Origin of the sequence: Dyadobacter arcticus (assembly GCF_011762185.1) — a bacterium.
Lineage (GTDB): Bacteria > Bacteroidota > Bacteroidia > Cytophagales > Spirosomataceae > Dyadobacter > Dyadobacter arcticus.
This window is the reverse complement of record NZ_JAASQJ010000003.1, coordinates 291901-304396: the sequence shown is the minus strand read 5'-3', so window position 1 is coordinate 304396 and position 12496 is coordinate 291901. Positions and strand designations below refer to the sequence as shown.

At 44.9% G+C, this 12496-nt stretch carries 13 protein-coding genes; all 13 read right to left on the bottom strand.

Translation table 11 applies throughout. From position 1 onward, the window contains the following. Position 1: 1 nt before the first annotated feature. A complete protein-coding gene (locus tag FHS68_RS14750; protein WP_167271417.1) occupies positions 2 to 1660 on the bottom strand; it encodes a PQQ-dependent sugar dehydrogenase in 1659 nt (552 codons plus the stop codon). Between the two features lie 3 nt (positions 1661 to 1663). After that, positions 1664 to 2344: an aspartate/glutamate racemase family protein gene (locus FHS68_RS14745; RefSeq protein WP_167271415.1), complete on the bottom strand. Its 681-nt coding sequence runs from the start codon at positions 2342 to 2344 to the stop codon at positions 1664 to 1666. An 8-nt stretch (positions 2345 to 2352) separates the two neighbouring features. Beyond that, positions 2353 to 2700, bottom strand: a complete 348-nt coding sequence (locus FHS68_RS14740) for an MmcQ/YjbR family DNA-binding protein (protein WP_167271413.1) — start codon at positions 2698 to 2700, stop codon at positions 2353 to 2355. Beyond that, positions 2697 to 3167: a helix-hairpin-helix domain-containing protein gene (locus FHS68_RS14735; protein ID WP_167271411.1), complete on the bottom strand. Its 471-nt coding sequence runs from the start codon at positions 3165 to 3167 to the stop codon at positions 2697 to 2699. The genes FHS68_RS14740 and FHS68_RS14735 overlap by 4 nt, the downstream gene beginning before the upstream one ends. Before the next feature lie 73 nt (positions 3168 to 3240). Further along, entirely contained in the window at positions 3241 to 4950 is a 1710-nt protein-coding gene (locus FHS68_RS14730) for an alpha/beta hydrolase (protein WP_167271409.1), read from the bottom strand. 133 nt (positions 4951 to 5083) lie between these two features. After that, entirely contained in the window at positions 5084 to 5902 is an 819-nt protein-coding gene (locus FHS68_RS14725) for an EcsC family protein (protein WP_167271408.1), read from the bottom strand. A 21-nt stretch (positions 5903 to 5923) separates the two neighbouring features. Continuing rightward, positions 5924 to 6418: a GNAT family N-acetyltransferase gene (locus tag FHS68_RS14720; RefSeq protein WP_167271407.1), complete on the bottom strand. Its 495-nt coding sequence runs from the start codon at positions 6416 to 6418 to the stop codon at positions 5924 to 5926. Then, positions 6415 to 6627 carry a hypothetical protein gene (locus FHS68_RS14715; RefSeq protein ID WP_167271405.1) on the bottom strand — a complete coding sequence of 71 codons (213 nt, stop codon included), beginning with the start codon at positions 6625 to 6627 and terminating at the stop codon, positions 6415 to 6417. Before FHS68_RS14715 ends, FHS68_RS14720 begins: the two co-directional genes overlap by 4 nt. Before the next feature lie 48 nt (positions 6628 to 6675). Beyond that, on the bottom strand, positions 6676 to 7242 hold the full coding sequence (locus tag FHS68_RS14710) for a putative glycolipid-binding domain-containing protein (protein WP_167271403.1): 567 nt from the start codon (positions 7240 to 7242) through the stop codon (positions 6676 to 6678). Between the two features lie 62 nt (positions 7243 to 7304). Continuing rightward, positions 7305 to 8069, bottom strand: a complete 765-nt coding sequence (locus FHS68_RS14705; RefSeq protein WP_167271401.1) for a methyltransferase domain-containing protein — start codon at positions 8067 to 8069, stop codon at positions 7305 to 7307. An 11-nt stretch (positions 8070 to 8080) separates the two neighbouring features. After that, positions 8081 to 8518, bottom strand: a complete 438-nt coding sequence (locus tag FHS68_RS14700) for a YMGG-like glycine zipper-containing protein (protein ID WP_229211911.1) — start codon at positions 8516 to 8518, stop codon at positions 8081 to 8083. Between the two features lie 52 nt (positions 8519 to 8570). Then, positions 8571 to 9638: an NAD(P)H-dependent flavin oxidoreductase gene (locus FHS68_RS14695; RefSeq protein WP_167271399.1), complete on the bottom strand. Its 1068-nt coding sequence runs from the start codon at positions 9636 to 9638 to the stop codon at positions 8571 to 8573. Positions 9639 to 10165: 527 nt separating this feature from the next. Beyond that, positions 10166 to 12409, bottom strand: a complete 2244-nt coding sequence (locus FHS68_RS14690) for a transferrin receptor-like dimerization domain-containing protein (RefSeq protein WP_167271397.1) — start codon at positions 12407 to 12409, stop codon at positions 10166 to 10168. Positions 12410 to 12496 lie beyond the last annotated feature (87 nt).

Below are 12496 nucleotides of genomic sequence, written 5' to 3'. Positions count from 1 at the left end.
GTTACTTCTTAACCATTTTTTTGCTCTCGTAATAACCCGTTCCAGCATCCGAAACTTTGAGAATGTAAATGCCATCCATAAAATTTTTGAGATCAAGCTGCATGGCCGCTTCTGAAAACGCTTTTCGGGAAAGTAGTATCCGTCCTGCCGAATTGTAGACTTCTATATGATATCCACTTTTCAGTCCACTTACCGTAAATAGTTTGGAAGAAGGATTGGGGAAAACGGTAATCTTATTGTCAGGACAGTTTAATGTTCCCCTTACCAGCTTGCTATACTGGAAACTTCCATCCTGATCGATCATTTTAAGCCGATAATAATTGGTATTGAAGTAGGGCTGAACGTCTTCATAATAGTAAACTTTCTCCGTGCCAGATGCCTGGATAGTTGTAATTGATTCAAATTTCTTCCCGTCCTTGCTGCGTTGTAAATCAAATTGCTTGAAATTACTTTCAAAGGAGGTTTTCCATTCCAATTGCATATTGCATCCATGGAGTTTTTGCGTCAGATAAGCCAGCGTAACTGGCAGCGGATCATCCGGATAAACGATTTTGGACAATGTGCCGTTAGACAGCGAAAGTGCATAAAGTTCGCCACTCTGATCTTCGCCAAATGAAATCAGCGACGGCTGGGTGAGATTGGCTGGGAAGCTTGCTGTACCCGCCGGACTAAGCAGCCCGATCTTGCCAGACTGATAATCGCCGAAGAAGTAATAACCTTTCATGGACGGATATTTACTTCCACGATAAACATAACCTCCCATGACCGACGCACTATTTCCGCCATTATTATTGAATCCGGGATAAGTGTATTTTGGAGCTGTATATGTGGTGCCTGTCGCGCAATGTGAAGTGTTATAAGTTTGGTTGGCTTCGAGGCAATTCCAGCCAAAATTCGAAATTGTTGGTGCGAACGGATACGTCAAGTAATTCACTTCCTCCCAGGCATCCTGACCGTTATCGCCGATCCATAGATCGCCGGTAGATCGGTCGAAACTGAAACGCCAGGGGTTTCTCAGGCCTAAGGCGAAGATTTTAGTGAGAATATTTTCGGCGGGGGCCGGGCTATTTACATTCAGTTTGAGCATTTTACCAAAGATCTTGGTCATATTCTGGGAATTGTTCTTGGGGTCGCCAATGTCTCCCCTACTCCCTGGTCCATTATCTCCCGTTGAAACATACAAGAAACCATCTTTGCCAAAAGCAAGGTCACCACCACGGTGACCGCCCAATACATCCTCGTATGGAATTGTGAGGATTTTCAGCTCGGAGGCAGCATCCGCCAGGTCGGGATTGGAAGCGGAGCGACTAAATCTTGACAATTGAACTTCCGAACTGCTTTTTAAGACATATAACACATATAAATATCCGGATATCTGATAGTCAGGCGCGAATGCAATGCTATAAATCCCTGCGTAAACGGGGTCGTTGATTTTGCTGCTAATATCCAGAAAGGGTTGCGGGAGCACCGCACCATTCTTTACAACTTTAATCCTGCCACCTATTTCCGCTACAAACAGCCTGGCGTCGTAAGCATGAACCACACGCACAGGCCGCGTAAACCCTGAAACGAACATCTCAATTACAGGAACCGGCTGCGCCATTAAAAACCCGGCCTCCACGATCAGCATTAAACATAATAAAGCGTAAATTTTCTTCATATCTCAACTTAATGCGTAGGCTACCACTGCCTGTGAATGAATTTTTGTGGTATCGAAAACCGGCACGGAAACATCCTTCTGGGTAATGATCATTGGAATTTCTGTACAACCCAGAATAATCCCCTCTGCACCATTTTTGATTAGTTCATCAATGATTTCTAAATATGCTTTCTTGGTTTCTGCTGTAAAAATCCCTCTTCCTAATTCCTCTTTCAAGGTTTGTTGAATAAAAATCCTAGTCTCCTGGTTTTCAGGTATTAAAGGCTCTATACCCTGATTTCTCAACCCATTTTTATAAAAATCCATCTCCATGGTGTAAATGGTGCCCAGCAACCCCACCCTTTTCAATCCCTGCTCTTTCACCTCATTTGCCGTAGCTGTTACAACATGAATGATCGGCAATCCCGTTTTTTCTTCCAACATTTCAGCCATTCCATGCGCTGTATTCGCACACAGCACAATCGCTTCAGCACCACTTTTTTTCAGACTTTCGCAGGCCCCATAAAGAATATCAAAAGATTTATCCCAGCTAACCGACTGTATATCGCCAAAATTCAGGGAGTAGATTACGCACTCCGCAAAATTCAATCCGCCGAGTTTTTCATTGATTCCTTCATTAATATATCTGTAATAATCAATGGTCGAGACCCAGCTCATTCCGCCTACCAAACCAACTTTCTTCATACACTCTTCTATTTCAACGACTTTTTTATGCTGTTTTTCGATTTTTTTGACGACACTTCGCAAAATGCGATGGTCAAAGCATCCATTAATACTTCATTTCCAATTTTACTTAATTCGATTAATGTCCACCCTTGCTTGCCCCACTTATTTGGGACCGGATAAATGATGGTACTATCAGCCAGGCAAAACAAATCCTGGTCAGTCTCATTCAATTTCAGACATGCCCGCCCGACTTTCTCATCCAAAGTAGCAAATATCTTCTTCCCCACCCGGAATGAATTCTTTTCAAAATGGGCCGACTCCGTCGCCTCCTCAAAAGACAAAGCCATCTCCCGGAATTGTTCATTGCCGATCATGAGGATTGAAACTTGTATTCCAATGTTTCATGCCATGCTTTGATAGGCCTGTCCAACGGATAACCGTTTTCAAGACGGTATTTTTTCCTTTCTTCGGTAAAATCCCACCAGGTTTTAGTCATGTCTTTTGTATTGGCAAAATTCACGATCAGCCTGAATTGGTCTTCAACACAGGGATCTATCCAGTAACCTTTTTTCTGTTCATATTCGTCAGTCAGCTTTGCCCCATCTTTATTTTTTAGTTCGTCAATTGAATAGTAACCCAGGAATACCAGATCGCCTGCGAATTTTATCCCAATCGATGGAACAGTCTGAAATTCTGCCAACGCATAAATTTGGCTTGCTCTTTCAGCGGTCGAGTTAAGCAACACTTCCAGTTCATCTGGCGCATAGTCGAGGATTTCCGCAATTCTGACTTTGCTTTTTTTGAGATTTGTTTTTTCAATATCGGTTAATGGGAGCTTCATATATATTCATTTTCATCTGATAAGGCATTAAATGGCCTATGTTATCATATAATTAAAAAGGGACAGGTAACCGTCAATACTTCCAGCTGGTCAGATCGGCACCTTTTGGAACTCTGGACTTCATTTCCTCGGCCCATTTGGTAATAAACATTTGATGGTAGCGCAGTCGGCTGATGTAATTTGGCTGGCTGTGGTCGCCATTCCAGCAATGCTCCGCCCGGTCGCCATAGTCCACTTCGCAGCCGCAAGCCGGGTTTTTCAGTTTTTTCAAAACATCCTCTGCGCTGTAAACTGCATTGTTGAGATAGTAATTATCCATATCACCAACGTACACATGGATCTTGCCTTTCAGTTTTTCACCAATTTTTGGCCAATCCCTTTGAATAATGTGGGTTAGGTCAAAATGCTCTTTCCAGTAAGCAGCAATGTCTTTGTTAATTACACCCGTTTTTTTGTCCCAGATCCGGGCTGGGTAACCATCTTTGCCAACAGGTGAAAACACGGCTTCCCAGATATCCCACTGTTCGCCGCTGCGGCTTTTGTCGCCCAGTACCAGTTCGAGCTGGTTAAGTTCTTTCAATGTACTGCTGATGTGGCCAAGGTAATTGGTCATGCCCGGCCTGGGCGTTTCTTTGAAATCACTTTCGAGATAATAGGCATTCTTGTCTTTGTAAAGATCCACAACGGTATAATGATCAAAGCTGATCGGATCGGGGCAGGCGGCGTAACAGCCATTGTATTCATCCGGATAAAAAACCTGCGCGGCCAATGCTTCCCAGCCGCCCGTTGAACCGCCGTACATAAACCTCGCCCAGCCTTTACCGATTCCCCTGAAACGCTTTTCGATTTCCGGAATCAGCTCATACGTGATCGCATCGCCATATGGGCCGATGTTAGCAGAGTTAACAGCGTAAGAATCATCATAAAATTGGTTGGCGTGCTGGATTTCAATGGCGATTACGCGTGGGAAATTTGGGCCTGTCCACAGTTTATAAAAGTTATAATTTTCCTGCTGCGTAATCTTGTTGTAACCAGTAATGTGAAACCTTTCACTGGTATCCGGCTTCAATTTTTCGTCGGCAGGTATCGTACGCCAATCGCCGAAATCAGCAGGAAAATGGCCGTGGTATACTGCCAGCGGATATTTTACATCCGGATGTTTGTCCCAGCCCTGAGGCAGGAGGATATGTGCTCCCAGGTACATCGGCCTGCCCCAAAACTCCGTCAACAGCTTGCTTTGGATCTTGATATGTTTCACATAATCAGTGTCTTGGGGCTCTTTAATGGGCGGCATGGTCCTATTAAGGGAAACAAAATAGGGTTTGTCCGAATAAGGATCGTACTTGATCAATTGGGGCGTAGACAGCAGGTTACCCGGCGCCGTATTCCAATGCTGGCCTTCCCCTCTATCCATGGGCAACTTCAAAACGTGCCCGTCTTTTCGTTTAAATGTCTCGTAAATATGCAAAACCACCTGCACCGTGTAATTTCCGGGAGGGATTTCATTCAAAGTTTGTTTAGGATAACCCTCCGAATTGGCCTGGATCATTTGGGTGGTTCCCGGTTTCCAATTCTCTACATCCACTCCAAAAATCAGTTGGGTAGATGGACCGCCATTAATCTGAAACCTCGGCTCGGCTTTGGTATTGTTGGAAAGCATCAGGAGCAATCTTCCGTCCAATGGTTTTTTGCTTAAAGAATCGGGAAGCAAAACTGCAAATGCCTGTCCGTGGGCGGATCCAATACATGCGGCATAAAGTAATACAAGGAGAAGTTTCTTCATATTCTAAAGTTGGGTTTGCTATTTAGGATTGGAAGGATATAATTGTGTGAATGCATTAAATACCGCCAGGTGGGTGACCGTTGCATGGTCTTCATTTGGAAGATAATCAAAATGAACGGTAATAGTAAGGCTCTTAGAATTTTTGATTTTTTCGGCTCATGCTGGATTGCAATAAACCATCATAACAAGCTTTCACAGCATCCTTACCATAAATCCTTTCCAGTTTCCTGACCGTAAAATGCCCTCTCGCCATATCCTGGAAATGATTGATAAAAATGGTATTAATGATAACGCCTCCCGCCGCTCCAATGGCCGGAATTGCCTGTGCAGCAACCTTTTCTGAAATCTGGATGCCAAATCTCTGCGCGATACTGGAAATAAATTTGATAAGCGCCGGAGAACTTTTATCCGACAACGTTTTGGTAACATAACCCACCACCTCGGAAACCGAAGTGACCAGGGATAACCTGACAGCGTAATAACCACTTTCAGAATTATCATCGGCAATGCTTGTCCCACCCAATGCAAATACCTCCATACAAGCCAATTTCGTCTCATAATCAGCAATGGACTCGCCCTGTGACCTGGCAATATCCGCAATAGATCGCAGCATAATGGTCGTTGAAACGGGTAACTCAACCGCCAACGCGGCAAAACCAAAAAAGCCGCCCACACCACCCGTCACCGCAACGCCTACCTTATGCCATGCATTGGAAGCTTTGCCTCCCTGCTTATTTTTCATTGTAAAAATGGCCGCGTCCGAAGCTTTGAGCAAAGCCGTTCTGGTAATGACCCCAATTTTTTCATTCCAGTTTTTAGGAAGCAAATCAAGCGCCTTTTGAATAGGCATCCCAATAAAATCCGTGATTTTCGCAGCAATACCCGGATATTCTAGCAACATCATCGCCGCCCGCAACTCCTCCCGATGTGCATCGGTTATTTCGACTTGCATGGTCCTATTTCAAAAATGTTATCAATTACTTCTGCTCGCCAAAACCACGGAGGTTTCAACCTGACGCTCGGGAATAGACCAGTATTTCCTCAGAAGCATATTTTTCTCTTCCTCAGACACTAAATGGAACCCATGTTTTACATAAAATCTTATGGCCCAATGTGCATTTGCCCAAGTGCCTATCAGTACGGGGGTTGTGGCAATGTCGTTCAGGTGAGCGAGTAATTTGCCACCAATTCCTTTTTGACGCACCGCTGTCCTTATGTAAGCATGGCGGATCAGTGTAACGTCACTTTTCAGCTGAATACCCATAACGCCCTGAATTTCACCATCCTCGACATAGCACCAAAAGTCAACCCCTTCCTTAATTTGATCTTCCAACTCTTGAAAAGCCATATAAGGTTCATGCCATCGGTCGGCCGGTATGATACCACGGTATGCGGATGCTCCGTCGTTGATAATCTCATAAATGTCTTTCAAATCCTGGGGCTCGCTCTTGCGGATTACCTTGATCATTTCCCCAAAAACCAGAGAATGTGTGTACAATCAGAGCACACAAAGCAGGTTGCAGACCGATTGGCCCAATCCAGATTGAAGAATGTTGCGACGGGCGTATTCAATTGCGCATCGCGTGTCCAGAATAACTTATTAGTGCAAACAGGGCAAGTCAACGAATTCCCTTTAATTTCAACCGGTTGCGGCTCATCTTCTGAAAAAAGGCTCATGGTTAATTGGTTTGATATGTCTCCAATAAAGATAATTTTTTCGAATTATTACTCCGTCACGATCGCGGCCGTTCGCACAAATAAAGATGGGTAATCGACAACAAATCCCTGGGAATCAATAGTAATATCGGCCTCAAAATCATTGGGGACATTTTCATAATGGTACTGCGTATCCGAAAGTCGGGAGTATTTTTGATAGACAGCAGTAAATTTCCCTTCGAGCAAATCGAGATAGAGGACTTTGATCTGATGTTGCTCGCCGATTTTTAGATCAAGCCTTTTGATAGGAAGTGTATTGGTAAATGGCGTCAATGGAATGTCGATATCAATGCAATCCTGGAATTGGACTTGCTCTTTTCCATTCCAAGTCCAGCGGCCATTCCCATTGCTTTCAAATTTGATGTCCCGTTCCTGGCCATTAATCCAGTATTTTATTTCAAGATAAATGGTTTCCCAATTTGAGTTAGTTATAATCTGATACTGCACACGATAAAGTTCCTCGCTATATTTCCCAACAATTGCAGCGCTTATTTCGGAACCCGTCTCCGTCGTTTTTACAGAGCAATTTTCCAGAGAATAGTATTCACGGCCGGTCCACAGGATGTTTGTTTGCATTCTCTTTCAATGTTGATTTTTTCCAAAAACAATCGCACATATTTTCTGCGCCGAAAATGCTATCAAAATGTAGCTTCCAGAACAATCCGTTTGAATGGATAAAAAACGGGCGACTTCTCAAATTGGCCGTTTAGTATTTTCTTATAGGCTTCGATAAAAGCCTCTTGCATCTCACCTTCAAGCCTTTCCGTGAACGGAATCAAAGCAGTACCCGAAACCCAATCAAACAATGCGCTGGAATCTTTTAAAATGAGGGGATATATCTTTTCAAAAACCGTCATCTCACGGCTTCCATTTTCGTAAAGAATTTTTGCATAATGGTCAATGTCCAGAACGGGGGAAGTTCGTGTCCAATTTTGCAGAGCGGACTTGAATGGCTCTTTTGCGGCCAATTCATTCAACATCCGATTAGAGATATTATGATTTTGGGCGGGCATTTGGATTACCAACTGCCCGCCCGGTTTGAGCATTGAAATAATTTTTGGAAACACCAATTCATGGTTTTCAACCCATTGAACTGCCGCATTTGAAAAAACCAGATCGTATTTTTCATCAAGCTGAATTTGCTCTTCAATAGATCGGCGCTCAAATCTGAGATGATGATTCACAAACGCTTTCGAATCATTCAGCATTTCCTCTGAGGAATCTATGCCTAAAACCACTGAATCAGGCAATGCCTCCGCCAGTTTTCTGGTTAGTTCACCAGTACCGCAGCCAAGGTCGATCACATTCATTCCTGACTTTACCTTAACCAATGTTAGCAGATCATAAAACGGTGTAAAACGCTCTGATTTAAATTGATTGTAGGTTTCCGGATTCCAGGCCATTCAATGACGGTCTATTGTTTTTCCTTTTTCTTTTTAGAATTGTCAACAATCGCACCCGTTCCCGCGCCCACTCCGGCTCCGATCAGACTTCCAATCAACGCGCCTTCTCCACGTTTTTTGTTTACAATTGCACCAGTAATTGCGCCGGTACCTGCTCCCACTACTGCGCCTTTCGCGGTATGGTTCCATTTTTTCTTCTTGGCAGTGGTTACGGTTGCATTGTTGCCAGCTTCCGCAATTTGCTGTTTTTCTTCCCTAATTTCTTCTTTTTCACGCTCGGCCATTACAGCATTCATCGAATCGACAATTGCTTGCTTTTCAATGACCACTTTCATCGAATCTATTGTTTTCTGTTGCGCTTTGAAAGCGGTTTCCTGTGTCTTTTGGTTGCTATTACAGCCACTTAATATTGCAGCTATTAAGCAGGTTGAAACTAATAATTTCATCATTTTAGATGGATGGTTATGCGGGAAATTATTCCAAAACCATGCCACTAATGTCTTATTTATCCATCTCAGCTACCAAAAATGTCATCAATTCGAGGGCATCTCTGTATTTTATGAGTGAAGCTGACTGCCCTGCCCAATAGGCTTTAAATGCTGTATTTCTATCGGCGGCGGCGGGATAAGCCTTCAAAGATCCCATGAATTTGCTTTGCAAAGGATAGGGCGCCATTGCATCGAAGTGATCTTTTAATTCTTCAGTCAGCCTGTTGCGAATGCCTCTGGCTAGTCGGCCTGTGAAAACTTTGGTCAGCGTGGTGTACCTGGCTTCCGGCGAAAACAATGTTTCGCGGTGATCCTCACTCGCATTGGATTGGCTGGTGGCCAGGAACGCAGTTCCGATCTGAACCGCGTCGGCGCCCAATGCGAACGCAGCTTTCATTCCCCTCACATCTGAGATACCGCCAGCCGCAATCACCGGAATGTTAACATGATCTGCAACCTGGGGAATCAACGAAAAAGTGCCTGTGAGCGAATCCTCGGAAGATCTAAGGAACGACACCCGATGCCCACCCGCTTCAAACCCAGTGGCTACCACCGCATCGACACCAGCATTTTCCAATGCAATGGCTTCATCCACGGTTGTCGCTGCTCCTACTGTTTTAATGCCTAATTGCCTGCATTTTCCAAGGATATCTTCGGACGGTATCCCGTATACAAAACTAAAAACCGGAGGTTTTGCTTCAAAAATTGCGTCGATCTGATCCTCAAACCTTGGCCCGAGATTGGTTGGCATGGGAGGGATCGGCAATCCTAACTCATCAAAGTACGGTTTAAAAAGTGTCGTAAGTTTGGAATACTCGTCATCCTCAAATTCTGCCAATCGCTTGTCGCGATCATAAACCCAAAGATTAATATTGAAAGGCTTATCCGTGGCTTTCCTAAGTTCCGAGCATGTTTTGACAATGTCTTCCGCTGAAAGCGGCTGACAGCCAAATGACCCCAACCCGCCCACATTGGAAACAGTACTAGCCAATGCGACAGACGACATCCCGCCTCCGAAAGGGCCTTGCACGATCGGATATCTGATCTTTAAAAGTTCGGTTGCTTTTGTTTGATTCCACATGTTGGTTTCTGCAAATAAGGTAATACGATGGCCTTGTGTCCGGGTGTCACCAAATGTAGCATCAATTGAAGACCAAAAGCAACAGCACAATGCCTACAATTATGAAAAATTCAGGGGCTATGGGGGCTGGATTGGAGTGTATTTTGTTTAGATTAAAGTGTGGGGTTTGTTAACCTGCCGAACGCCCAATCATCTTGGATGATTTCCTACTTATACCCTTCAATACGCATTAGCGACCTTGTAGATAATGCCTTTGTTCGCCTCGATTACGGTCAGGAAAGTTGTGGCATCTCGGGTCTGGGGCAAATCCGATCTTTTGATGCACAAAAGAGCCAGAGGCTCGACCGATCCTATAACCACGGATTTCAATCCGTGCAGCCAAAAAAATCGCAGGCGGACCGCCATAACGATTGGGCCTGCAACTATCTACTAACCTGCTTTTGCTGGACTCTCCGGATTGAAATCCGGAGTCAGGAAATTGGTCGAGCCTCTGGCTCTGTTTGAGGTTGCCTGAAAATCCGATGCCGTTACTTAACCAGCCCAACTGCCTTGTCAATCTCTCCTGTGAAATTCTTCAAAGCCTCCGTCACCCTAGTAATCCCGATCTCCGCATCAGGCCAATTCTTCTGCTCGATCGATTCGCGGATCATCGGCAAGGTTTTCACACCATAACCTGTATAAAAACCCGGGGCATATATCTGGTGCTTGTACCAAGGCCGTTTGGGTAAACCCTCCTGATTGATCAGGTAACGTTCTGTTTTGTAAAGAATTTGGTTCAGTTGGGTTAGTTTATCGGCGGGAAGACTTCCTGCTTTGTCCAATAAGGCGGTGAATGTATTTGCACTTTCCTCCAACTTTGACAATGCGTTTTCCAGCGGCGCGAAATTGAGATATGGGGCGACGACCATTGCCTTGATCGTTTGTTTTGGTTCTTTCGGATCAGCAACTGCTTCAAACCGGCCTTCTGAAAGCAGCTTGTTGTGATCTTCGGCCGTGGTGCGTGCCGTTTCCAGTTGCTTTTTTACATCCGTCGCATACATCTGAACGGTATTTGAGAAGTTGCCAAATTCAAAAGGCAGAATTTCCGCATTTGCAAACCGCAGTATCGAGCGACCGCAGGTTTTTGCCAGCGCTACCCCATAAGCAAAATCGCCGTCTTTGAAACGGATATAATCATCGTAAGAATCAAAAATCGAATGGTAATCCCCACCGCCGTCTTCACCGCCAAAGCCCAGATTAAGTGACGCAATCCCCAAATGCTGAATAAACGGCGTATAATCCGAACCGGAACCCAATGCGACAATTCGGAGATCGGAGCGGCTGCGCGCTTCTTGTTTCGCTGTCGGATTACCATAGACGATCATTTCAGAACGCAGCCTATCAATCACACTCGTCCCTTTTTCAGGGTCAATTACATCGCGGCCAACCTGGTTAATAAATTTTTCGAGCGTGTGCGAACCACCCGCGCCAAAGTAGCCGCGACCGTTTCCGTCCGTATTTACGTACACTACTGCCTTTTCTTTCAAAATATCCTGATACTTTTCCACCCATTCGGTCGATCCCAATAACCCTGGTTCTTCGCCGTCCCACCAGCAATAAACAATGGTTCTTTTCAGTTTCCAGCCTGTTTTTACCAATTCACCCAATGCCCTCGCCTCTTCCAACTCTGACACTGCACCGCTAACAGGATCCGCGGCGCCAAAAACCCAGGCATCGTGGTGGTTACCGCGCAGAACCCATTGATCGGGAAATTCGCTGCCCTTCAATGTTGCGATCACATTGTAGCAAGGCACAATGTCGAAGTTGAATTCGAGTTTCAAATGCACTTTCGCAGGACCGGGGCCAATGTGGTAGGTAATCGGCAATGCGCCACGCCAGGCAGCAGGCGCAACTTGTCCGCCCAATGCTTTCAATAGCGGCAATGCATCAGAGTAAGAAATGGGCAGAACCGGGATTTTCATCATGGAAGGTGCTTCCGCAACGGTCAGGCGTTTTTTATCACCGCTGGCGTAGAAACCATTGGTCAACGGATCGCCCGGGGCTTGCGGAAGATCCACTACCGAGCCACGCTGTGCACCCGTTTCATTTTTGTAAGGACCTTTGGGATAAACATCTCCCTGGAAGTAACCGTCTTCTTTTGGATCTGAGTAAATGATACAGCCGATTGCCCCATGCTCGTAAGCGACTTTCGGCTTGATACCCCGCCACGAGTTACCATATTTGGCAATCACAATTTTACCTTTTACATCAATACCCATCTTCGCAAGCTCCTCATAATCATCGGGTATGCCATAATTCACAAACACCAGCTCAGCAGTTACGTCCCCATTTGCAGAATAGGCATGATAAGGCGGCAACACATCTTTCGTTTGCGCCGAAGTAGCATCTTCCTTGAATGGCTTTTCCATCAGCGACGCTTTGAATTTTGTTGGTTCCGTTAATTCGACAATTCTCACTTTCGGAGTAGGGAACAAGACATGAACGGTGTCGATTATCGTCTCAAATCCCCAGGAAGTGAGCTTATCTTTGATGAAAAGTGCATTTTTCAAACCATATGCGGAACCCAACTGATGCGGGTAGGCTGTCATCAGCTTCATCCATTCCTGCAAATTTTTGGATTGCAATTGCTTGTCGAATGCAGCTTCGAGGTCCATTTCTTTTTTGGCTGATTCGGCACTGAAACCCATGAGTTGCTGGGCCTGGCCTGGAGAAGCTAGCGCAAGGGAAAAAAAGAAAATGTAAGAAGTCGTTTTGCGGAAAATGTGTCGCATCGTAGTGGAGTGAATGATTTGTGGTAGAAAGGATTTATCCAATATAACCATTTATCCAAATCAGACGCCCAAATCCGCAGTAAAGTC

What these genes read in the sequence shown, in the direction of transcription:
- FHS68_RS14750 (WP_167271417.1), bottom strand. Translation starts at nt 1,660, where the DNA reads ATGAAGAAAATTTACGCTTTATTATGTTTAATGCTGATCGTGGAGGCC.
- FHS68_RS14745 (WP_167271415.1), bottom strand. Translation starts at nt 2,344, where the DNA reads ATGAAGAAAGTTGGTTTGGTAGGCGGAATGAGCTGGGTCTCGACCATT.
- FHS68_RS14740 (WP_167271413.1), bottom strand. Translation starts at nt 2,700, where the DNA reads ATGATCGGCAATGAACAATTCCGGGAGATGGCTTTGTCTTTTGAGGAG.
- FHS68_RS14735 (WP_167271411.1), bottom strand. Translation starts at nt 3,167, where the DNA reads ATGAAGCTCCCATTAACCGATATTGAAAAAACAAATCTCAAAAAAAGC.
- FHS68_RS14730 (WP_167271409.1), bottom strand. Translation starts at nt 4,950, where the DNA reads ATGAAGAAACTTCTCCTTGTATTACTTTATGCCGCATGTATTGGATCC.
- FHS68_RS14725 (WP_167271408.1), bottom strand. Translation starts at nt 5,902, where the DNA reads ATGCAAGTCGAAATAACCGATGCACATCGGGAGGAGTTGCGGGCGGCG.
- FHS68_RS14720 (WP_167271407.1), bottom strand. Translation starts at nt 6,418, where the DNA reads ATGATCAAGGTAATCCGCAAGAGCGAGCCCCAGGATTTGAAAGACATT.
- FHS68_RS14715 (WP_167271405.1), bottom strand. Translation starts at nt 6,627, where the DNA reads ATGAGCCTTTTTTCAGAAGATGAGCCGCAACCGGTTGAAATTAAAGGG.
- FHS68_RS14710 (WP_167271403.1), bottom strand. Translation starts at nt 7,242, where the DNA reads ATGCAAACAAACATCCTGTGGACCGGCCGTGAATACTATTCTCTGGAA.
- FHS68_RS14705 (WP_167271401.1), bottom strand. Translation starts at nt 8,069, where the DNA reads ATGGCCTGGAATCCGGAAACCTACAATCAATTTAAATCAGAGCGTTTT.
- FHS68_RS14700 (WP_229211911.1), bottom strand. Translation starts at nt 8,518, where the DNA reads ATGATGAAATTATTAGTTTCAACCTGCTTAATAGCTGCAATATTAAGT.
- FHS68_RS14695 (WP_167271399.1), bottom strand. Translation starts at nt 9,638, where the DNA reads ATGTGGAATCAAACAAAAGCAACCGAACTTTTAAAGATCAGATATCCG.
- FHS68_RS14690 (WP_167271397.1), bottom strand. Translation starts at nt 12,409, where the DNA reads ATGCGACACATTTTCCGCAAAACGACTTCTTACATTTTCTTTTTTTCC.